18 protein-coding genes are annotated in these 20,027 nt (G+C 64.5%); 9 read left to right on the forward strand and 9 right to left on the reverse strand.

The window, feature by feature from the left end; translation table 11 throughout:
- Positions 1-46: 46 nt before the first annotated feature.
- Positions 47-1,288, reverse strand: a complete 1,242-nt coding sequence (locus CHINAEXTREME_RS19240) for a glycosyltransferase (RefSeq protein WP_007140604.1) — start codon at positions 1,286-1,288, stop codon at positions 47-49.
- Positions 1,289-1,428: 140 nt separating this feature from the next.
- Between CHINAEXTREME_RS19240 and gap the strand changes: the two genes are divergently transcribed.
- Positions 1,429-2,502, forward strand: a complete 1,074-nt coding sequence (gene gap / locus CHINAEXTREME_RS19245; protein WP_007140603.1) for a type I glyceraldehyde-3-phosphate dehydrogenase — start codon at positions 1,429-1,431, stop codon at positions 2,500-2,502.
- Positions 2,503-2,526: 24 nt separating this feature from the next.
- Positions 2,527-3,516, forward strand: coding sequence for a sugar phosphate nucleotidyltransferase (locus CHINAEXTREME_RS19250; protein WP_007140602.1), 990 nt, complete (start codon positions 2,527-2,529; stop codon positions 3,514-3,516).
- A gap of 68 nt (positions 3,517-3,584) precedes the next feature.
- On the opposite strand, the gene CHINAEXTREME_RS19255 is transcribed toward CHINAEXTREME_RS19250, so the two are convergent.
- Positions 3,585-3,848, reverse strand: a complete 264-nt coding sequence (locus CHINAEXTREME_RS19255) for a hypothetical protein (RefSeq protein ID WP_007140601.1) — start codon at positions 3,846-3,848, stop codon at positions 3,585-3,587.
- Positions 3,849-3,858: 10 nt separating this feature from the next.
- The gene (locus CHINAEXTREME_RS19260; protein ID WP_007140600.1) at positions 3,859-5,028 is read right to left on the reverse strand and encodes a hypothetical protein; all 1,170 of its coding nucleotides are present in this window, start codon (positions 5,026-5,028) and stop codon (positions 3,859-3,861) included.
- 732 nt (positions 5,029-5,760) lie between these two features.
- Here CHINAEXTREME_RS19260 and CHINAEXTREME_RS19265 point away from each other — a divergent pair.
- Both CHINAEXTREME_RS19265 and CHINAEXTREME_RS19270 read left to right on the forward strand, forming a co-directional pair.
- The gene (locus tag CHINAEXTREME_RS19265; RefSeq protein WP_007140599.1) at positions 5,761-7,542 is read left to right on the forward strand and encodes an acyl-CoA carboxylase subunit beta; all 1,782 of its coding nucleotides are present in this window, start codon (positions 5,761-5,763) and stop codon (positions 7,540-7,542) included.
- Positions 7,543-7,795: 253 nt separating this feature from the next.
- A complete protein-coding gene (locus tag CHINAEXTREME_RS19270) occupies positions 7,796-8,158 on the forward strand; it encodes a DUF5658 family protein (protein WP_007140598.1) in 363 nt (120 codons plus the stop codon).
- 64 nt (positions 8,159-8,222) lie between these two features.
- Here the strand turns inward: CHINAEXTREME_RS19270 and CHINAEXTREME_RS19275 are convergent, their stop codons facing one another.
- Positions 8,223-8,540: a HalOD1 output domain-containing protein gene (locus tag CHINAEXTREME_RS19275; protein ID WP_029601599.1), complete on the reverse strand. Its 318-nt coding sequence runs from the start codon at positions 8,538-8,540 to the stop codon at positions 8,223-8,225.
- Positions 8,541-8,763: 223 nt separating this feature from the next.
- A complete protein-coding gene (locus tag CHINAEXTREME_RS19280) occupies positions 8,764-9,222 on the reverse strand; it encodes a MaoC family dehydratase (protein WP_007140596.1) in 459 nt (152 codons plus the stop codon).
- A gap of 263 nt (positions 9,223-9,485) precedes the next feature.
- Here CHINAEXTREME_RS19280 and gdhB point away from each other — a divergent pair, with 263 nt between their 5' ends.
- Positions 9,486-10,763: a glutamate dehydrogenase GdhB gene (gene gdhB, locus CHINAEXTREME_RS19285; RefSeq protein ID WP_007140595.1), complete on the forward strand. Its 1,278-nt coding sequence runs from the start codon at positions 9,486-9,488 to the stop codon at positions 10,761-10,763.
- 222 nt (positions 10,764-10,985) lie between these two features.
- On the opposite strand, the gene CHINAEXTREME_RS19290 is transcribed toward gdhB, so the two are convergent.
- Positions 10,986-12,269 (reverse strand): Cdc6/Cdc18 family protein, encoded by a 1,284-nt coding sequence (locus tag CHINAEXTREME_RS19290; protein WP_007140594.1) that lies wholly within the window; start codon positions 12,267-12,269, stop codon positions 10,986-10,988.
- 1,046 nt (positions 12,270-13,315) lie between these two features.
- Here CHINAEXTREME_RS19290 and CHINAEXTREME_RS19295 point away from each other — a divergent pair.
- From CHINAEXTREME_RS19295 to CHINAEXTREME_RS19310, 4 genes are all read left to right on the forward strand, one after another.
- On the forward strand, positions 13,316-14,173 hold the full coding sequence (locus CHINAEXTREME_RS19295) for an HpcH/HpaI aldolase/citrate lyase family protein (protein ID WP_044961823.1): 858 nt from the start codon (positions 13,316-13,318) through the stop codon (positions 14,171-14,173).
- A gap of 161 nt (positions 14,174-14,334) precedes the next feature.
- Positions 14,335-15,591, forward strand: coding sequence for a Glu/Leu/Phe/Val family dehydrogenase (locus CHINAEXTREME_RS19300; protein WP_007140592.1), 1,257 nt, complete (start codon positions 14,335-14,337; stop codon positions 15,589-15,591).
- Positions 15,592-15,679: 88 nt separating this feature from the next.
- Complete coding sequence (locus CHINAEXTREME_RS19305; RefSeq protein ID WP_007140591.1) at positions 15,680-16,156, forward strand: DUF2062 domain-containing protein; 477 nt, start codon at positions 15,680-15,682, stop codon at positions 16,154-16,156.
- 91 nt (positions 16,157-16,247) lie between these two features.
- Positions 16,248-17,090: a DUF6517 family protein gene (locus CHINAEXTREME_RS19310; protein ID WP_007140590.1), complete on the forward strand. Its 843-nt coding sequence runs from the start codon at positions 16,248-16,250 to the stop codon at positions 17,088-17,090.
- 7 nt (positions 17,091-17,097) lie between these two features.
- Here the strand turns inward: CHINAEXTREME_RS19310 and CHINAEXTREME_RS19315 are convergent, their stop codons facing one another.
- From CHINAEXTREME_RS19315 to CHINAEXTREME_RS19325, 3 genes are all read right to left on the reverse strand, one after another.
- The gene (locus CHINAEXTREME_RS19315) at positions 17,098-17,316 is read right to left on the reverse strand and encodes a hypothetical protein (RefSeq protein WP_007140589.1); all 219 of its coding nucleotides are present in this window, start codon (positions 17,314-17,316) and stop codon (positions 17,098-17,100) included.
- An 80-nt stretch (positions 17,317-17,396) separates the two neighbouring features.
- A complete protein-coding gene (locus CHINAEXTREME_RS19320) occupies positions 17,397-18,590 on the reverse strand; it encodes an acyl-CoA dehydrogenase family protein (RefSeq protein ID WP_007140588.1) in 1,194 nt (397 codons plus the stop codon).
- Positions 18,591-18,754: 164 nt separating this feature from the next.
- Positions 18,755-19,921, reverse strand: a complete 1,167-nt coding sequence (locus tag CHINAEXTREME_RS19325; protein ID WP_010546700.1) for a DUF7544 domain-containing protein — start codon at positions 19,919-19,921, stop codon at positions 18,755-18,757.
- Positions 19,922-20,027 lie beyond the last annotated feature (106 nt).

Genomic DNA, 20,027 nt, shown 5'->3' on the forward strand with positions numbered 1-20,027 from the left:
TAATGGTGTGGGGGTGCAGTTCCCTGGCGTCATCCGAGAGTGCCCGTCAGGAGTCCGGTTCCAGCGCCTCGACGAAAACCCCGAGGAGATCCTCGAGTTGCCGCGGGAGTAAGAATCGTTCGCGGACGTGTTCCCGGGCGTTCGCGCCGAATTCGGTCCGGCGCTCGTCGTCCTCGAACAGCGTGACGATCCGGTCGCCGGCGGCGGCAGCGTCGTCCGGCTCGACGAGGTAGCCGTTCCGGCCGTCTTCGACCTGTAGCGGGATGCCGCCGACCGTCGATCCGACGACCGGAGTACGCTTCCAGAGCGCTTCCGAGACGACGAGTCCGAACCCCTCGCGCAAGGATTTCTGGACGACGACGTCCGACAGTCGCTGGAGGGCGTTCACCGTCGTATCCGGGAGATCGGTCAGGACGTGGACGTCCGGATCGTCGACCGCCTCGCTGGCGACCTGCTCGTACAGTTCGAGCCCTTCCGGATCGTCGCCGGCCATGCCGCCGGCAAGCACCAGCTGGAGTCCTGGGACGGTTTCCCGGGCCCTGCGATACGCCTCGAGCGTGCCGAACTGATCCTTCCACGGGTCGAAGCGGGAGACCTGGGTCACGACCGGCGCGTCGAACGAGAGCGGGTCCAGGCGGTCCCGTTCGGTCGCGAGCTCCGCCGCGTCGAGCGCCCGGTTCTTCTCGGTTACCGGATCGATCGAGGGATAGACGACGCTCGTCTCCGGGGCGTCGATTGCCGCGTACGCGGCACGGCTGAAAACGGCGTGATCGATCCGGTCCGCGTACGCCGACACGAACGCGAGGTACTCGTCGACCGGGTCGGTGAGATCGACGTGACACCGCCAGACGATCGGCGCGTTCGGCAGCCGCTCCGCGAGTCTCTCGAGCATGCCGAGTGGCTGTGGATCGTGAGCGACGACGAGGTCGTACCGCTTTTCGACCTCGGCCGCGTTCCGGTCGGTCACCGCCCGGTAGATCGCTTCCATCTCCGCCGTCAGCGGCTCGGCGCTCCCCTGGAGGCCGTTGTGGATCGCCTTCGTGACCTCGAAGAAGTCGTCATCGGCGTCCATGACGAGCCAGTCGGTGTCGATGCCGAGGTCGTTGCAGACCGGCACGATCGAACGGAGCAGTTCCGCCACCCCGCCGCCGGTCGCAGTCGAGTTGACGTGGAGGACGCTCGCGTCCGAGAGCGTCCCGGCGAGCGAACGGAGTCGCTCGAGGCGGTCGCGCTCCGTCACGGCGGCGTACGCGTCGAGCGATCGGTCCGGTAGCGAAGGGGCGTGCATCGTCCGTACTCGTCCGGACGACGACGACGGTCGTATCAGTTTGGGGTACTCGAGAGAAGATAGCAGTTAGAAGGCTTTTATCTCCCGATTTCTAACGTTCGGGGGCAACTAATTTATCCGCCGGTAGCGGATTGCCGACCATGGGGCCGAATCACAATGGCGGCAGTCAGGGAGCCGACGAAACGCTTCGAGTCGGACTCAACGGCTTCGGTCGAGTTGGACGGTGTCTCCTGCGTGCGTCGCTGACGCACGAGGACGTCGACATCGTCGCGATCAACGACGTGATGGACGACGACGACATGGAGTATCTCCTCCGGTACGATTCGGTTCACGGCCGGCTCGACGGCGTCTCCCGCCGCGGGGACACCCTCTTCGTGGACGACCAGGAGTTCCAGTTGCTCTCCGAGCGCGAGCCGTCGGAACTCCCGTGGGACGAACTCGAGGTCGACGTCGCCTTCGAGGCGACCGGGTTGTTCCGGACCCGCGAGGAGGCGGCCCAGCACCTCGAGGCCGGCGCCGACAAGGTCGTCATCTCGGCGCCGCCGAAAGGCGAGGAGGAGGTCCCGATGTTCGTCTACGGGGTCAACCAGGAGCAGTACGACGGCGCCGACGTCGTCTCGAACGCCTCCTGTACGACGAACTCCGTCGCGCCGGTTCTCCAGGTTCTCGACGACGAGTTCGAGGTCGTCTCGGGATTCCTGCTGACCGTCCACGCCTATACCGGCAGTCAAGAACTCGTGGACGCCCCGCTAGACAAACGGCGGCGCGGCCGCGCAGCCGCCGAGAACATCGTCCCCACGACGACCGGCGCCGCGGGCGCGACCAGCGAGATTCTGCCCGCCTTCGAGGGCAAACTCGAGGGGATGGCGATGCGCGTTCCGGTTCCGAACGGCTCGATCACCGACATCACCGTCAACATCAAGGAGGACGTGGAACGGGAGGAGGTGCTCGACGCGATCCGAGCGGCGGCCGACGACAGGCTGGCCGGTGTCCTCGGCTACACCGACGACGAGATCGTCTCGCGGGACATCGTCGGCCTGCCGTTCGGCTCGTACGTCGATCTCGAGTCCGTGATGGTCGCGGCCAACGACACCGTGAAAGTGCTCGCCTGGTACGACAACGAGTACGGTTTCTCGAACCAGATGATCAAACTCGCGACGCACGTCGCGGCGGAGACCGACAGTATCGATGCCGGAACGACCGTCGTTTACTGACATCGACGGCGGTCGGTTCTTCCCATGAACGGAGCCACTACGACTACCACCGCCGTCGTCCTCGCCGGCGGGTACGCGACCCGGCTGTGGCTGATCACGAGGCACCGCCCCAAGATGTTCCTGCCGCTCGGGGAAACGACCGTCCTCGATCGGATCTACGCCGAACTCGAGGGTCTCGATCGGATCGACGAGGTCTACGTGAGTACGAACGAGCGGTTCGCCCCCGATTTCGCGGCCCACCTCGCTGACGGCCCGTACGACAAACCGCGGCTGTCCGTCGAGGAGACGACGCGCGAGGACGAGAAACTCGGCGTCGTCGGCGCGCTCGCGCAGTTGATCGATCGCGAAGGGATCGACGGGGATCTGCTGGTGATCGCAGGGGACAACCTCTTCGATTTCGCCCTCGAAGAGTTCCTCGACTATTTCGACCGACGGGACGGGCCGGTGATCGCCGCCCACGACGTCGGCTCCCGGGACCGGGCGACGTCGTACGGCGTGGTCGATCTGGATGGCGAGCGCGTCGTCGACTTCCAGGAGAAACCGGACGAACCGGAGAGTACGCTCGTCTCGATCGGTTGCTACGCGTTCCCCGGGGAGACGCTGTCGCTGTTCTCCCCGTACCTCGAGGCGGGAAACGACCCGGACGAGCCCGGCTGGTTCGTCCAGTGGCTTCGGGAACGGGAGCCGACCTACGCCTACGTCTTCGACGACGCGTGGTTCGACATCGGCACCCGGGAGAGTTACCTCGACGCCGTCTCCTGGTACCTCGACGGAGACTCACAGGTGGCCGGGTCGGCGACCGTTCGGGAGAGCACTGTCGGCGACGACGTCCACGTGATGGCGGACGCGACCCTCGTCCACGCCGACGTCGAACGCTCGGTGATCTTCCCGGACGCGGACCTCGAGTCGACGAGCGTGCGCGACACCATCGTCGACGAAGGGGCCAGGATCAGCGGCTTCGACCTCGAGCGCGCCCTGATCGGCGCCCACACGCGAATCCCGGACGATCGATGAGTCGTGGCCATCAGTACGCTCCTTGAGTCCTTGGGCTCGGGAATTGGGGAACGCTCCGTTACGCTTCGTTACGCTCCGCCGTCGGCAGCCGCCGATTCCCACCAGCCGCTCGTGATCGACACGTAGACGCCGACGCCGAGCAGGAGCGTCCCGTAAAACGCCCAGCGCGGCCACCCGAACGCGAGGAACGCGAGGGTAAGCGCAAGCACCCACAGCGAAAGGATCAACAGGTCGGCGAGCACTCGAAGCCCGGCGCTCGTAACGGCCCGGAGCCGTCCACGGCTCGTTCGGTCGTCGTCCGGTCGCGGTCGGCGCTCGTCTTCCGTTGTCATCGCCGTTCCCTCAGAAGTGATAGCCGTGTTTCTCGGTCAGTCGATACGCGCTGATGCCCCAGACATAGCTCTGTCCCGGCCACCAGGTCCGTGCGTTGTTGAAGCCGGCGACGAGGACGTCCTCGTCGTCCCCTTCCGGATCGGCGTAGTAGCTCACCGAGCCGCTGTCGCCGTCCGTGAGGTCCATCTCGCCGCCCCAGCGGATCTGGCCGCGGCGACAGAAGTCGTCCGTAAAGCAGGTCACCGCGTCGATCCCCTGTATCCGGCCGGTCGTGTGGCCGGTCAGCGCCCCGACCTTCTCGAGCCGTTCCTCTCGCGCGAGCAGGTCGGCGAGCCCGTACTTCGTGAGCTGGCCACGAACGCGAGCCGGCGTGGGCGCGTCGATCCAGCTCGCCGGCGCGACCGGACCGTTCGGCTCGACGACAGCCACGTCGGCGACCGGGTGCGCCCGAGCGACTCTCCCCAGTTCGATCCCTTTGGCTCCCCGGATCGGCAGCGATAGTGGCTCGCCGACCGGCTCCGGCATCCCTTCGTAGGCGTGTTCGGCCGTCACGAAGAACGAGCGCTCCTCCGGCGGGTAGTGCAGCGCCGGCCCGAGCGTCGCCAGACTCGAGGGTGTCTCGCAGGCGACCCCGGCGGGTGCGCCCTCCGCCGCGGTATCGAGGATGCGCGGCCGGGCCGACTCCGGGCGGACCTCCACGTCGTCGACATCGATGATCGTCTCCGTGTTGATCGAAACGTCGTCTGCGAACTCGCGGATCGCCTCCGGAATCGTCGCCCCCTCGCTCGAGACGCCGATCGAGACCGTGGCGGTGCCGCTGTCGTAGTCCCCGGGGACGACCGCGCTGCCGAGATATCCCGTGAACCCGACCCGGGCGAGCAACTCGTTGAGTTCGAAGGCCTTCTCGACGGCCGCGTGCCAGTCGGCCGGGACGTGACGGACCCGCTCCTCGATCGAGAACGGATCCTCGGGATCGGTACGGACCAGCGCGGTGACGATCCGCACCTCGCCGTCCCCGGCAGCGAGGAAGTCGTCCGCGCCGAGGACGTGGGCCACCCCCAGGGCGAACCCGCCGCTAACGGCCGTCCGGAGGAATGCGCGACGGTCTATCCCCCCGTTGGCCCGCTCTCGAGGCGACTCGAGGGACTGACGGGATCGGTCGCTACGTTCGCCTACCATATCGCCGGTACCGGTGTCGATTACCGCTGCACCCCGTTCGGGGAAAGCTAATGTTCACGTACACGGGGCGGTCCGATGACTATCGTAACTACCGGGCAACCGCGAAATAGCGATTGTGCCTGCATCTGCCGTAGCCCGACTGGCGGGGGCAACTCCCCTTTTCCCTCACCGCCACCCGGACTTAATGACTGAACGACTGAACGCAAGCGTTGGTGTTGTCCCCCCGGAAAGATCCGTCTGTCTCCGTGTTGGTGACCGCGGAGACGACCACACCACGACTCCGACCACGACACACCTGATCGCGCGATCCTCCCGACGCGCGACGCAGCCTCCGCGTTCGCCTCGCGGCGAACGTCTCGGAGGATGGCACACGTTCGGCACGGCCACCGTTCTTTTCCATTTCTCTCGTTCGTGATCGACGCGGGCAAGCGATTCCGGTTGGTAGTTAGAGAGGGTTCCGACAGCGGGATCGCCACGGATCTGACAGCGGGATCGCCACAAACCTCAGTGTTCCGCGTCCCACGACCTGCGTCCCGCGTCCCGCGTCCCACGTCCTGCGTCCCGCGTCCTGCGTCCCGCGTCCTGCGTCCCGCGTCCCGCGGTCCCCATCACCGGTGAAACCACCCGCTCCCGTCGCTCGAGTCCATCGTACGTTCGGGAACGTCCCTGGACGCGGGACGATCACAGAAAAATCGCGCTGGATTTTTTAGATGTCCCCGCACACGGGAGGGTATGAAAGTCCGTATCGCGCCAGGGGCGACCGACGAGGAAGCCTCGGCGATCGCGGCCGCGATGGCCGAACACGTCGGAGACACGGTCGAAGTGTACGTCGGCGACGACGAGGAGCCGAAAGCCGTCCACGAACTCGCGAGCGCCGCCGGTTCCGGCAGGGGCGCACCTTCGCCCGTGGCGGCCGCCGACGGCGCGGCCCACGACGACCTCGGGCCGACCGAGCGCGAACGGAAACTGCGCGAGGAGATCGCCGACATCCTCGAGGGTGGCCCCGAGAAGTACCGCGAGGGCCTCGAGGACAAGCTGTTCGTCCGGGATCGCCTCGAACTGTGGTTCGGCGGCGAGGGCAGCGAGTTCCTCTTCGAGGACGGCAAGTTCGCCGCCTTCGACGACTGGCACGAGAGCGGCGTCGGCGAGGACACCGACGACCGCCTGCCCGCGGACGGGATGATCACCGGCGCTGCCGAGTTCGAGGGTCGCGACGTCCACTTCATGGCCAACGACTACACGGTCAAACGCGGCAGCATGGCTGCCAAGGGCGTCGAGAAGTTCCTGCGAATGCAACAGCGAGCGCTGAAGACCGGCCAGCCCGTGCTCTACCTGATGGACTCCTCCGGCGGCCGGATCGACCAGCAGACCGGCTTCTTCGCCAACCGCGAGGGGATCGGGAAGTACTACTACAACCACTCGATGCTCTCCGGTCGGGTGCCACAGATCTGCGTGCTCTACGGCCCCTGTATCGCCGGCGCGGCCTACACGCCCGTCTTCGCCGACTTCACGATTATGGTCGAGGACGTTTCTGCGATGGCCATCGCTTCCCCGCGGATGGTCCAGATGGTCACGGGCGAGGACATCGACCTCGAGGAACTCGGCGGCCCGCAGGTACACACGCGAGAGTCGGGATCGGCCGATCTCGTCGCGAAAGACGAGGAACACGCACGCGAACTCGTGGCCCAGCTAATCACGTACCTGCCCGATAACGCCGACGAGAAGCCGCCCAAGACGGAAACCCGACCGCCAGCACGCTCGCCGGCCGGGATCGACTCCGTCGTCCCCGACCACCCCAACGAGGGGTACGACATGAAAGACCTCATCGATCGGGTGATCGACGACGGCTCGTTCTTCGAACTCCGGCCCGACTTCGGCAAGGAGATCATCACGGCCTACGCCCGGATCGACGGCCGACCCGTCGGCATCGTCGCCAACCAGCCCGCCCACCGCGCCGGAGCGATCTTCCCCGACGCCGCCGAGAAGGCCGCCGAGTTCATCTGGAAGTCCGACGCGTTCAACATCCCGATCCTCTATCTCTGTGACACCCCCGGCTTCATGGCCGGCTCCCAGGTCGAGAAGGAGGGTATCTTAGAGCAGGGCAAGAAGTTCATCTACGCCACCTCGTCGGCGACGGTCCCCCAGCAGACCGTCGTCGTCCGCAAGGCCTACGGCGCGGGCATCTACGCGATGGGCGGCCCGGCCTACGAACCCGAGAGCGTCATCGGCCTGCCGAGCGGCGAGATTGCGATCATGGGCCCCGAGGCGGCGATCAACGCCGTCTACGCCCGCAAGCTCTCACAGATCGACGACCCCGAGGAACGCGAGCGCACGGAACAGGAACTCCGCGAGGAGTACCGCGAGGACATCGACATCCACCGGATGGCCAGCGAGGTCGTCATCGACGAGATCGTTCCGCCCAGCACGCTCCGCGAGGAACTGGCTGGCCGGTTCGCCTTCTACGAGGACGTCGAGAAGTCGCTCCCGGACAAAAAACACGGTACGATCCTCTGACCGGCGACTCGAGCCCGAGACACACCCGCGAGAGTACGGGCCGAAGCGATCGTTCTTCTCCCGTCGACTGTTCCTCCAGTCCCCAGAAACGGCCATCCACTGACGTACGACGACGTTACTGCGAGTAGCGGCCGATTAGCCGTCGATACGGCTCACATAACAATGCCCGGTCTGCTGGAAGCGGCGCGTGCGGTCCTCCCGCACGCTCCCGATGGCAACAGTCTCGTTTCGGTTCGATTCCGGCGGGGAGCCTATGAGTTCCGACGGCGCGGACGCCCGTTTGCGCCTCGAGCGGCCCGTCGAGATCGCAGTGACGCCGGCCCGACTCGAGCGCGGACTCTGGGTGCTGGTCGCGCTCTCGCTGGTCGGCGACATCGCGACGACGTTCGTCGGCCTCCATCTCGGACTGACCGAATCGAATCCCGTCGCGAACAGCGCGATCGACGGCTACGGGCTGGGGGGGATGCTCGCGCTAAAGGCTGCCGCCGTCGGTGTCGGGTTGGCGTGTCGGCCGCTGCTTCCGCGGCCGTATCGATCGATCGTCCCTGCGGGGCTCGCGCTTCCGTGGACCGTCGCCACGATGCTCAACCTGGCACTGATCGCGACCGTCGTGTGAACGGTCCGCTCCCTGGAGACGACGCGAATCGAGTCTCCTCGAGAACTCTCGTCCGCGAAGGGGGTTACTCCTCTTTCTCGGCTTCCGTCAGGATTTCGACGTCACCCGCCCCCGTTACGACGACCGTATGCCCGACGTACTGGAACCGAACGACGGTATCGTCCGAAGCGGAGTCCGACGAAAAAAGGGCGTTTAGTGCGTCCGGATCGATTACGCGTGCAAGCGGCGGAAGATCACAGGGATCGTCCCCAGTTACGTCGGCCACGGCGGAAACGACGGCGTACACCGGCGTGTCCTCCTCGCGCTGTCCCCACATCCCGCGTCGTCCCCGCGAATTGGCCGTAGATTCTGCTCCCCCTATTTGCGCGTCTTCCACTGTCATTATCCGTGGTCCAACGAACTCTCATAAATGGGTTTCCAAACGGCTGAGAAATTCACAGTGATTTATTCTGTACCTTTTCGAAAGGCTCCGTTATGGCCCAGAGATAGTCGGCTGGAGATCGGTAGGTGACGCATACGGGCGATAAGAAGTGGGTGTTCGCTATGGTCGCCCAATTATCCACCTGAATTCACGAACCGTCGGTCGGTTGGTTTTGTCTTCGTAACTATGACTCCGCGTGCGAGCGCTTGAGCGACAACACCGTCCGGTCGAACTCACAGACGAGTTCGTCGTTCTGGTTGAACGCTTCGACGTGCATGGTGACGACGCCCCGCTCGCCGTCGCTGGTCTCCCGTTTGTCCGTGACCGTAGACTGGACCCGGATCGTATCCCCGTGGAAAACGGGGTGTGGATGTTCAACGTTGTCGTACGAGAGGTTCGCAACGATCGTTCCGTCGGTCGTCTCCGGAATCGAGATGCCGACCGCCAGCGACATCGTATAGAGTCCGTTGACCAGTCGCTCGCCGAACTGGGTGTCCTCGGCGAACTCGGCATCCAGATGTAGCGGCTGCTGGTTCATCGTCATATCACAGAACCGCTGGTTGTCGCTCTCGCTGATCGTCCGCGTCCGCTCGTGTTCGATCGTCTCGCCGACTTCGAACTCCTCGTAGTAGAGTCCGGACATATACGTTCACGGTCGATCAAACGCTACAAAAACGTGGTGTTCGACGGGCCGCGTGTCGTTCCGTTCCGTTCCGTTCCCAGTCTCCCGAATCCCGTAGTCAGCATCTCAACCCGGCAAGCTGCAAGTATTGCATGAAACCGAGAGCATTGACAAGGGTTAAGAGCGGCCGTCGGAAAACTCAGGCAACAGGGAACCCCGACGCGTCGAAGCGGACCGGACGGGCGTCCGTCGCTCGCTTCGAACCGAGGGACCTGAAGCCGACTATGACAGGATCTGACGAACCAACGAAGGCGAACGCGGAGGAAAGCGCCGTCGAGACAGCCCGTCGTCAACTCGAACGGGCCGCCGCCCACCTCGACGTCGACGAAGGGACCGTCGAGCGACTGCGGTACCCGAAGGACGTCTATCGGGTGACGATCCCGGTCGAGCGCGACGACGGGACTACGGAGATGTTCACCGGGTATCGAGCCCACCACGACAGCGTCCGCGGTCCGTTCAAGGGCGGCCTCCGCTATCACCCCGACGTCACCGAGGACGAGTGCGTCGGCCTCTCGATGTGGATGACCTGGAAGTGTGCCGTCATGGACCTCCCCTTTGGCGGGGCGAAAGGCGGGGTCGTCGTCAACCCGAAGGAGTTGAGCGCCGAGGAGAAAGAACGGCTCACCCGCCGGTTCGCCGAGGAGTTGCGTCCGGTCATTGGACCGATGAAGGACATTCCTGCGCCCGACATGGGTACCGACCCCCAGACGATGGCGTGGTTCATGGACGCCTACTCGATGCAGGAGGGTCAAACCGAGCCCGGCGTCGTCACGGGGAAGCCGCCAGTCGTCGGCGGTTCCTACGGCCGCGAAGAGGCCCCGGGCCGAAGCGTCGGCATCATCACCCGCGAGGCGATGAAGTTCTACGGCTGGGATCCCGAGGAGACCACCGTCGCCGTCCAAGGGTTCGGTAGCGTCGGCGCGAACGCCGCCCGCTATCTCGACGACCTCGGCGCGTCGATCGTCGCCGTTTCCGACGTCGACGGCGCGATCTACGATCCCGACGGTCTCGACACCAACGACGTCGAGGACCACGACGAGACCCCCGGAATGGTCTCGGGTTACGACGCCCCACAGAGCCTGTCGAACGAGGAACTGCTCACGCTTGACGTCGACATCCTGATCCCCGCCGCGATCGGGAACGTCCTCACCGGCGAGAACGCCCGCGACGTCAACGCCGACATGATCGTCGAGGGCGCGAACGGGCCGACCACCTCGACGGCCGATCAGATCTTCGAGGAGCGGGAGATTCCGGTCATTCCCGATATCCTCGCGAACGCGGGCGGGGTCACCGTCTCCTACTTCGAGTGGCTCCAGGACATCAACCGCCGCTCCTGGCGACTCGAGCGGGTCAACGAGGAACTCGAGACGGAGATGCTCCGAGCCTGGAACGCGGTCTGCGAGGAGTTCGAGAACCGCGACGTCACCTGGCGGGACGCGACGTACATCGTCGCCCTGTCGCGGATCGCAGAGGCCCACGAGTCACGCGGTCTCTGGCCGTAATCAGCCGTCGTCGGATCCCGGTTGTCCGGTTTTTCGGAACGGATCTGCACGTCGAGCGGTGACAGACGCGTCCTCACCGCATGACGCGTGGGTCGGTTCACATCCACATCCACATCCACATCCACACTCACACTCACACTCACACTCACACCCACACCCCTCGTTCAGAGTGAAATCGGTTTCAGGGGTCAGGACAGTCCCGTCGGGACCATCGCTCGAGACTCACGAAAACGTGGAGAGGTCGACGTCCCGGTCGCGCGCACCGGTGGCGCTGTCGGCCAGTTGATCGTAGGTCGGAAGTTCCTCGAGCGAGGCGTCCCGTCGAACGGCTTTCACGATGTGTTTGGGATCCGTGACGAGCCTGTGGAGGAGGTAACTTCCCTGTGAGCGGCCGCCGCCGGTCTTTTCGGATTCGATGACGCCGAGGAAGGCCTGTTCCTTGAGTTGGCGGTAGAGCCCGTTCTCGGTGATCGGATCCGTCGCAACGAGTTCGCAGATGCTGACGTAGCGCTCGTAGATCTCGCGAGTCTTGTACGTCTCCCGATCCCCGGTGATGATCCGGCTCGCCAGCGCGTACAGGGCGAGTTTCGCGTGGACGGTCGCGCCGCTCGTGAGTTCCTCGATCCGGTTGATCTCGGCGACCTCCTGGGCCTGCTGGATGTGGCTCTCCGAGACGTTCTCGGAGCCGGTCCGACGGGCGAGTTCGCCGGCCTCCTTCAGGATCTCGATCGCCTTGCGAGCGTCGCCGTGTTTCTTCGCGGCCAGCGCGGCACAGAGTTCGATCGTGCCGTCTTCCAGTACGCCGGGCTGGAACGCGTCCTCGCGGTTTCGCATGATCTCCCGGAGCTGGGAGGCGTCGTAGGGGTGAAAGAAGAGTTCGCGATGGCCGAAGCTGCTGTCGATGCGTTCGTCCAGCGTCTCCCGGTACTTGACCTTGTTACTGATGCCGATGACACCGATGTAGGCGTCGGTCTTCCGTGCCTCGCGGGCCCGGGAGAGTTGCATCAGAATGTTACTATTGTCGAGTTTGTCGATCTCGTCGAGGATGACGATGGTGGCATCGAAAAAACCCTCGAGGATGTCCCAGATGTGCTGGTAGTACTCCATCGTTCCCACGCCCCGAACCGGGATGTTGTCGTCGTAGCCGGTCTGGTCTTTCAGACTGAGCGCCATCTGCCGTGTCGCGCGGGTTTCCGTGTTCGCCTCGGAGCAGTCGACGTAGAGCACGCCGCAGTCGATGTCGTTGCTGCGGGCGGCGTCCTGTGCCCGTGTCGCGACGTGACGGGAGATAAGACTCTTTCCGGTTCCCGTTTTGCCGTAGATCATCACGTTGTTCGGCGGATCCCCCCGAGTGATGGCCCCGACCTCCGCGGCGACGGACTGGATCTCGTCGTCCCGACCGACGATCCGATCCTCATCGGGGACGTGACCGACGTGGAGGAGTTCCTTCCGATTGAAGATCGGATCGTGTGATTGGAACAACGGGTCCCCTGCCTGGTCAGCCATATCTCCGTGCTCGAAGAGCGACCTAATAAAAGTATGGAAGGTAGTTCAGACTGATATCCTCGAGGTAGACGTTTTTACACGCATCGTCTCGGAGCCTCCTCCGATCCGTTCCGTCCCCCCGAATGCAGACTGAATTGCTCCTCCACTAGCCGCGGCCCCCGCACCCCTCGTTCAGAGTGAAAGCGGTTTCGAAAGCGGTGGTCCGAACGCGACGGTGGACCGCCCACGAGACGATTACCGAAGTATCACGCGCCGTCGACACCAGCCCGGTACCGTCTTCGTGCCGTCTGCGTGATCTTCTAACACTCCGGAAGAAGAGTCACTCCTCGAGAATCTCGAGAGAGACCGTTCCTCTTCGACCGAATTCCGCGGTCCGGGAGCGATCGTAAGTGTGGGTTCGATCCCCATACAACATCCGGGACGCCTCTAGATAATTCTTATATTTTACTAATACAGCAACAATATCTTATTCTTATCTAGCTAGTTCTAGATCTAGATAGTGAATGAGAGAGTCGATTGGGAATCCACTCCAACGTAACCACAACAGCTCTTCAAATCTCCCCGGTCTCCGATCGAGTCCGTCTCGAGAGACCGATCCCCTCTCGAGAGCGTTTTCACTCTGAACGAAGGGTGGGAGACGGCAGCCGTGATCCACCTTCCTTGCTAGTCCAAACCACACACCCCCTATTCAGAGTGAAAACGAAACCAGTTCGTCGCCAGCGCTCTCCGGCGAATCGGACCCAGTCGAAATAGTCGGCCGAACCCCCTCCCTCGCCGATCCGGTTTTCACTCTGAACGAGGGGTGTCCCTTACCCCAGGCATCTCGTCCCTTGCATCTCGAGGCACGTTCGAGGGGATATCGGAGGGACCTGTCCCGTCTTCCCCCACGGGGGACCAGTGAGGGGATATCGGAGGAGACCACGTTCGAGAGGATACCGTGAGTTACCATCTACACGGAGTAACGTCCGCCGAACATTCGGGTCTCGTATACTCCGGTTCCGGTCGCTGACGGCCATTTCTATATTCGTGGCCCGTCGATACGACGTATGGTCCGCAGAAGCGTACTGTTCACGCCCGGTGATCGTCCAGAAATGCTCCGGAAGGCTCCCCGCGCGGGAGCCGACGTGATCGTCTTCGACCTCGAGGACGCCGTCGCCCCCGCCCGGAAGGACGAGGCCCGTGAGGCCGTCCGCGACGTCCTCGCCGATCCCGAGTTCGACCCCGACTGCGAGGTCTGTGTCCGGGTCAACGCAACACTCGACGTGATCGAGGACGACCTCGAGGCTCTGTTCGCGGACGGCACGGAGCTCACGATAGACAGTGTGATGCTCCCGAAGGCCAACTCGGCCGAGGACGTCGATCGACTCGAGTCGGTCCTCGAGGGCCACGGTGTCTCGCTGCCCGTTCTCGCGCTGATCGAGAGCGCGGCCGGCGTCCTTACGGCGTCGGAAATCGCGGCTCACCCTGCCACCGACGCGGTGGCGTTCGGCGCGGAGGACCTCTCGGCGGACGTCGGGGCGACGGTCTCGGACGATCGCTCGGAACTGAGTTACGCGCGCCAGCGGGTCGTCCTCGCAGCCGCTGCCCACGACTGTACGGCGATCGACACGCTGGTCACCGACTTTCAGGACGAAGAACGACTCCGGGAGGACGCTCGTCGGTCTGTTCGGCTCGGTTACGACGGCAAACTCGCGATCCACCCGGCACAGGTCGACCCGATCAACGAGGCGTTCACGCCCGACGAATCCGACCTCGAGTGGGCCGAACGCGTCCTCGAGGCCAAACGCGAGGCCGATGCGGAGGGTCGAGGCGTCTTCGAAGTCGATGGGGAGATGATCGACGCGCCGTTGATCGCCCAGGCGGAACGGATCGTCGCCCGAGCCGAGGCAGCGGATCGGCGGTAGCGGTATCGTAGCCCGTCCTGCCCGATCCAGAAGACACCTCCGTGCACGAACGCCTGCCGTCCGTTCACTATATTAATCGATCAAAATACCTTATATTGTATATTATGTACTATAACCAGCATTCGTCATACTTATTTCGATAACCTTGGAAAGAGAGGGCAATGAGCGAACAAGCAAATCCGTTCGAGACGTTACAGTCCCAGATCGACGAGGCTGCGAACCACCTCGAGATCGGCGACGACGTGATCGAACGGCTCAAACATCCGGAACGGGTCCTCGAAACGAACCTGACGATCGAGCGCGACGACGGAGACCTCGAGCGGTTCAAGGCCTTCCGCTCGCAGTTCAACGGCGACCGCGGCCCCTACAAGGGCGGTATCCGGTACCACCCGGCAGTCAGCCGCGACGAAGTGAAGGCACTGTCCGGCTGGATGGTATACAAGTGTGCGGTGGTCGATATCCCCTACGGCGGCGGGAAAGGCGGTATCGTCGTCGACCCGAGCGAGTACTCCGAGAGCGAACTCGAGCGGCTCACCCGCGCGTTCGCGACGGAACTGCGACCGCTGATCGGTGAGGATCGAGACATCCCCGCGCCCGACGTGAACACGGGCCAGCGGGAGATGAACTGGATCAAGGATACCTACGAGACGCTGGAAAACACCACCGAGCCTGGCGTCATCACGGGCAAGAACATCGCCAGCGGCGGCAGCGAGGGCCGGGTCGAAGCGACCGGGCGCTCGACCGTGATCGCGGCCCGCGAGGCCTTCGACTACCTCGACAAGGACCTCGAGGGCGCGACCGTCGCCGTCCAGGGGTACGGGAACGCCGGCTGGATTGCGGCGAAACTGATCGACGAGATGGGGGCAACCGTCGTCGCCGTCAGCGACTCCAGCGGTGGGATCTACGACCCTGACGGCTTCGACCCGGCCGCGGCGAAACAGCACAAAAACGAGACCGGCAGCGTCGTCGGCTTCCCGGGGAGCGACGAGGAGATCACCAACGAGGACCTGCTTACGCTAGACGTCGACCTTCTGATCCCCGCCGCGCTCGAGAACGCGATCGACGGCGACCTCGCCCGCGAGGTCGAGGCGGACGTCATCTCCGAGGCCGCGAACGGTCCGCTGACGCCCGAGGCCGACCAGGTACTCGAGGACGAGGACGTCTTCGTCGTCCCGGACATCCTGGCGAACGCGGGCGGCGTCACGGTCTCGTACTTCGAGTGGGTCCAGAACCGCCAGCGGTTCTACTGGTCCGAAGAGAAGGTCAACACGGAACTCGAGGAACACATCGTCGAGGCCTTCGACTCGCTCGTCGAGACGATCGAGGCCCACGACCTCGATAACCCCCGGACTGCGGCGTACGTGGTGGCGATCCAGCGGGTTGCGGACGCGTTCGAAGAAGCGGGCTCGTTCCCCTGACAGGCGACGACCTGACGGATGGGTGATACCTGTGGCACGGTCTCGGTAGCTTTTTGCCGCTCGCTACGGACCGACGGACAGAGTCCGAATGCTACGGGATCGGCTCGGGACCTACCGTGATCGGGCACGCAGGATGCTGACGCAGGCGTTCCGGACCGACCACACGCCGCGTCAGGTCGCGGCCAGTTTCTCTATCGGCGTTTTCGTTACGACGTTGCCGACCGGCGGGATCGGCGTCGGGCTGTTCTTCGTGTTCGTCTCCCTCTGGCCGTGGATCAGCAAGCCCGCCATCTTCGCGTCAGTCGCCGTCCTCAACCCGTTCGTCAAACCAGTCGTCTACGTCGCGAGCTACCAGGTCGGGGGGACCGTGCTCGGGACGGTACCGCTCCTCTCGAGTGATATCTCGTCCGAGACAGCCCGCACGGCCGTCCGGCAACTGATCGTCGGCAACCTGCTCGTCGCTGTCGCGCTCGCGGGGATCGGGTACCTTCTCCTCCTTCGGCTCACGCTCGCCCACCGGCGACGCAGGGGCGCTCGTTCCGACCCGTCGGACTCGAGCGCCTGATCCGCGGGCGGACCGCGAGCCCGTTCCGTCGGCGTGCCGGACCGTCCTGAGATGAATAAACACTTGGCAACCGAAATTAGATTCCCCCGTGATGCAACGACGAACCCTCATCACAGGCGCTGGAATCGGCTGTCTCGCGGCGCTCTCCGGTTGTCTCGGGGCGATCGGAATGGACGAGCACGCGTCGTCGCCCGCTGGTGTCGCGGCCGACACCCGCGCGGAGACTGGATACGACCGGACGGGCGTCGAACCGCTCGTCGTCGAGGAAGAAGTCGGGCCCGACGCCGTCTCGGAGACGGTGACGGTTCGCAACTACCTGACTGAACTCGAGAAAGCGGTCGAAGTCGGCCCGCTGGTCGACCAGCGGGCCGCCGTCTTCACCGTGCTGTCGACGCCACAGATCGGCCTGGCGGGTCGGCAGTTCAACCCTGTCGAGGAGATGTCCGCGGCCGAACTCGTCGAGCTGCTCGAGAGCAACTACGACGACATCAGTGACATCACGTTCGAGAGCGAGGAATCGGTGTCCGTCCTGGGACAGTCGACGACTGTCTCTCGATTCACCGCGGACGCCGAGTTCGAGGGCACCGACCTCGAGGTCGACCTCCACATCACCGAGGCCGTCCGGACCGACGACGATCTGATCGTAACGATCGGGGTCTATCCCCGGGAACTCCGCTCTCGAGAGGAAGCGCACGTCCGCATGCTCGCGGAGAACGTCGTCGAGGAGATCGACCCCGATGACGAAACCGACGACGGGACCGAGGTGGAGCGAGAGGAGACTAGCGACGGCGACGAGGAAGACGGAACGGAAGACACTGATGGCTCGGAAGACGACGGAAGCGACGCCGAGGACGGTGACGGAGACGGTGACGGAAGCGAAGACGAAGACGAGGACGAGGACGACGGCATCGGCCTCACCCTCCCCCGTCCGTAGTAACGCCTCACACGATTCCCGCACCGTACGCGACGAGAACGAACCCGACGACCGCCATTACGACGCCAGCCCCCTTCGTCACCGCGACGCGGTCGCTGGTTTCGATGCTCGAGTCCTCGATCGGAGTCATTCCCTGTCGGCGCTGTGTCTCGACGATCGCCGGCGCGTAGCGGACCCCGGCGAGACCGAGCGCGACGAGCAGGGTGCCGACGGCGAGTGTGAACACGGGGAGTGCCTGGAGTCGATGGGGGTGAAACGGTTGCGTAGGCGGTAGTGGTAGTGGGAGCCGACTCGAGGATCGCGAGATTACAGCCCCAGTTCCCGCCCGATCACGAGGTGCTGGATCTCGCTCGTCCCTTCGCCGATTTCCATGAGTTTGGCGTCACGGTAGAACCGCTGGGGCGCGAAGTCCGTCGTGTAGCCGTAGCCGCCGAGTACCTGGACCGCGTCCTCCGCGACCTCGCGGGCAGCCTCGCTGGCGTCGAGTTTCGCCAGCGCCGACTCCCGCGTGACGGGTTCGCCCTGGTCGTACGTCGTGGCTGCCTGGTGGGTCAGCAGTCTGGCACGCTCGATCTTGCGGTGCATGTCGACGAGCTTGTCCCGAATGGCGTCGAACTCCGAGATCGGCTGGCCGAACTGCTCGCGCTCCTGGCTGTACTCCTTCGCGTGGTCGTACGCGCCCTGTGCGAGCCCGGTCGAGAGGGCGGCGATCGAGATCCGGCCGCCGTCGAGTGTCTTCTTCGTTTGCTCCCAGCCGTCGCCTTCCTCCCCCAGGAGGCGGTCTTCGGGCAAGCGGACGTTCTCGAGCTGGATTTCACAGGTGGGGGAGGCGTTCAGCCCCATCTTGTCCCAGACCGTCGTCACCTCGAAGCCGTCGTCCTCGCGTGGGTCGACGATGAACGTCGAGATGCCGCCGTAGCCGGCGTCGGGGTCGGTGACGGCCTTGACGAGCACCGAGCCGGCCTCGCTGGCGTTCGTGATGAACTGCTTGGTGCCGTTGAGGACCCACTCGTCTCCGTCTTTCTCCGCGGCTACGCTGCCCCGTTCCGGTTCCGAGTCGCTTGCCTCCCGTTTCTCCGCGGTGGTATCCATGTCGGAGGCGTCGGAGCCACTGCCCGGTTCCGTCAGCGCCCAGCCGCCCATATGTTCGCCCTCGGCCAGCGGCCGGAGCCATCGCTCCTTTTGCTCTTCGGTGCCGAAGAGTTCGATCGGCTTCGAGGCAAGCGAGATGTGTGCGACGTAGGAGAGCCCGACCGAACCCGAAACGCGCCCGATCTCCTCGGCGACCAGCGAGTACATGAGGGTGTCGCCGCCGAGGCCGCCGTACTCCTCGGAGATGGGGACGCCCATCATGTCCAGGTCGGCGAGTTGATCGAAGATTTCCTCCGGGAACCGGTGTTCTTCCTCGATCTCCTGGGCGATCGGCTCGATTTCGGTTTCACAGAAGTCTCGGACCGTCTCCTGGATCATCCGATGCTCGTCGGACAGCTCGAAGTCCATACGCAATACTTGCCGGGCCGAAAAATAAACGCACCGACAACATTCGACGTGGGCTGTGTTCACAGGTCGAAGTGGTTCCCTCGAGCGATTTTTCCGTCGAGAATCGGTCGTCGAATCGCGTCGGACGAAGAAACTCGAGTCGCTACCGCGGCGGGGAAGCGCGGCTACCAGCCGCGATCGTCGTTATCGCGGTCGCTTTCGTCACCGTCTCCGTCTTCCCGATCCCAGAGCGGCGTCTCCTCGACCGAACCCTCGTCCCGGGAATCGCGACCCCAGCGACCGTCCGGCGTGCCCGGATCCGAGCCATCGTCGGGACCGGAGTCCGAGGAACTGACGGCTCCGGCCCCGCCGGTTCCCCCGCGCTCGCCCTCGCGGGCCGCGGCACGTCGTTCCGGGATCAGGTCGAGATCCGCATCGGTGTCGCCGAGCAGCAACAGCGCATAGTACTGGAAATACGTCCGGACCGGCATCTGGACGATCGCGACGACCAGCAGTACGGCGAGCACCGCGAGTACCACGACCGGTGCCGCGAGCCACACGCCGACGTCGCCAAGCGAGACCAACAGGAATCCCACGATCCCGAACGGGATGAGGACGACGATCGCCGCAAACAGGATCAGAAAGCCCGCGGCGATGTTGACGACGATCCCGAGAATCCAGACGAGCACCAGGTAGACCGCGTACTCGCCGAGGTTCGACGTCAGGGCACCCCAGAACCGGCTCCACGCCGAGAGGACGCCCCGCTCCTCGAGCAACATCACCGGCGCGACGAACTCGGAGGTAAAGCGCATCACGATGGTGTAGACGAGCCCCAGGACGATCCCGAGGAGGACGATTCCGAGGAGTTCGCCGATCACCGCCTCGGGGGATGGAGCGCCGAGCAAGACGTATGCCAGCGGCACGCCGATCACCACCAGCAGGACGAGGCCGGCGACGAGGCGGAAGCCGAACAGCCGCAGGCCGCGGCCGAGGTTCGCCCCGGCGAACCGCCGGATCCGGACCTCTCCGGAGCGCAGCGACTCGAGGAAGACGAACTCCATGATCGCGCTGATCAGGGAAAACACCAGCCACAGGACGATCGCTGCGACGACCAGAATCGCGGCGATCGCAAGCACGTCGTCGGGCAGTTCTCCGACGGGAGCGTCGACGCCGGGTTCCTGAACAGTCGGTTCGAAGTCACCGGTCGGCGCGCCGCTACCGCCACCGAGTCCCGTGTTTCCGCCGACGAAGAACGCGACGACCGCGAGTTTGAGCCACAGTCCGACGCGGACGGGCAACAGGAGGTCCCGCGTAACGTCGATCGCGTCTCCGAGATCGTCGATAGCATCCATACATCAGCAGTATCGTTGCACGGGTGAAAATAATACTGTTCTGACGTTCCTGCGGTCGGGATCGGTGCCGGTCGGTAGCCCTGGAGGCTACGGCGCTCGTATCCGC

Source organism: Halobiforma lacisalsi AJ5, assembly GCF_000226975.2.
GTDB classification, from domain to species: domain Archaea; phylum Halobacteriota; class Halobacteria; order Halobacteriales; family Natrialbaceae; genus Natronobacterium; species Natronobacterium lacisalsi.

What these genes read in the sequence shown, in the direction of transcription:
- CHINAEXTREME_RS19240 (WP_007140604.1), bottom strand. Translation starts at nt 1,288, where the DNA reads ATGCACGCCCCTTCGCTACCGGACCGATCGCTCGACGCGTACGCCGCC.
- gap (WP_007140603.1), top strand. Translation starts at nt 1,429, where the DNA reads ATGGGGCCGAATCACAATGGCGGCAGTCAGGGAGCCGACGAAACGCTT.
- CHINAEXTREME_RS19250 (WP_007140602.1), top strand. Translation starts at nt 2,527, where the DNA reads ATGAACGGAGCCACTACGACTACCACCGCCGTCGTCCTCGCCGGCGGG.
- CHINAEXTREME_RS19255 (WP_007140601.1), bottom strand. Translation starts at nt 3,848, where the DNA reads ATGACAACGGAAGACGAGCGCCGACCGCGACCGGACGACGACCGAACG.
- CHINAEXTREME_RS19260 (WP_007140600.1), bottom strand. Translation starts at nt 5,028, where the DNA reads ATGGTAGGCGAACGTAGCGACCGATCCCGTCAGTCCCTCGAGTCGCCT.
- CHINAEXTREME_RS19265 (WP_007140599.1), top strand. Translation starts at nt 5,761, where the DNA reads ATGAAAGTCCGTATCGCGCCAGGGGCGACCGACGAGGAAGCCTCGGCG.
- CHINAEXTREME_RS19270 (WP_007140598.1), top strand. Translation starts at nt 7,796, where the DNA reads ATGAGTTCCGACGGCGCGGACGCCCGTTTGCGCCTCGAGCGGCCCGTC.
- CHINAEXTREME_RS19275 (WP_029601599.1), bottom strand. Translation starts at nt 8,540, where the DNA reads ATGACAGTGGAAGACGCGCAAATAGGGGGAGCAGAATCTACGGCCAAT.
- CHINAEXTREME_RS19280 (WP_007140596.1), bottom strand. Translation starts at nt 9,222, where the DNA reads ATGTCCGGACTCTACTACGAGGAGTTCGAAGTCGGCGAGACGATCGAA.
- gdhB (WP_007140595.1), top strand. Translation starts at nt 9,486, where the DNA reads ATGACAGGATCTGACGAACCAACGAAGGCGAACGCGGAGGAAAGCGCC.
- CHINAEXTREME_RS19290 (WP_007140594.1), bottom strand. Translation starts at nt 12,269, where the DNA reads ATGGCTGACCAGGCAGGGGACCCGTTGTTCCAATCACACGATCCGATC.
- CHINAEXTREME_RS19295 (WP_044961823.1), top strand. Translation starts at nt 13,316, where the DNA reads ATGGTCCGCAGAAGCGTACTGTTCACGCCCGGTGATCGTCCAGAAATG.
- CHINAEXTREME_RS19300 (WP_007140592.1), top strand. Translation starts at nt 14,335, where the DNA reads ATGAGCGAACAAGCAAATCCGTTCGAGACGTTACAGTCCCAGATCGAC.
- CHINAEXTREME_RS19305 (WP_007140591.1), top strand. Translation starts at nt 15,680, where the DNA reads ATGCTACGGGATCGGCTCGGGACCTACCGTGATCGGGCACGCAGGATG.
- CHINAEXTREME_RS19310 (WP_007140590.1), top strand. Translation starts at nt 16,248, where the DNA reads ATGCAACGACGAACCCTCATCACAGGCGCTGGAATCGGCTGTCTCGCG.
- CHINAEXTREME_RS19320 (WP_007140588.1), bottom strand. Translation starts at nt 18,590, where the DNA reads ATGGACTTCGAGCTGTCCGACGAGCATCGGATGATCCAGGAGACGGTC.
- CHINAEXTREME_RS19325 (WP_010546700.1), bottom strand. Translation starts at nt 19,921, where the DNA reads ATGGATGCTATCGACGATCTCGGAGACGCGATCGACGTTACGCGGGAC.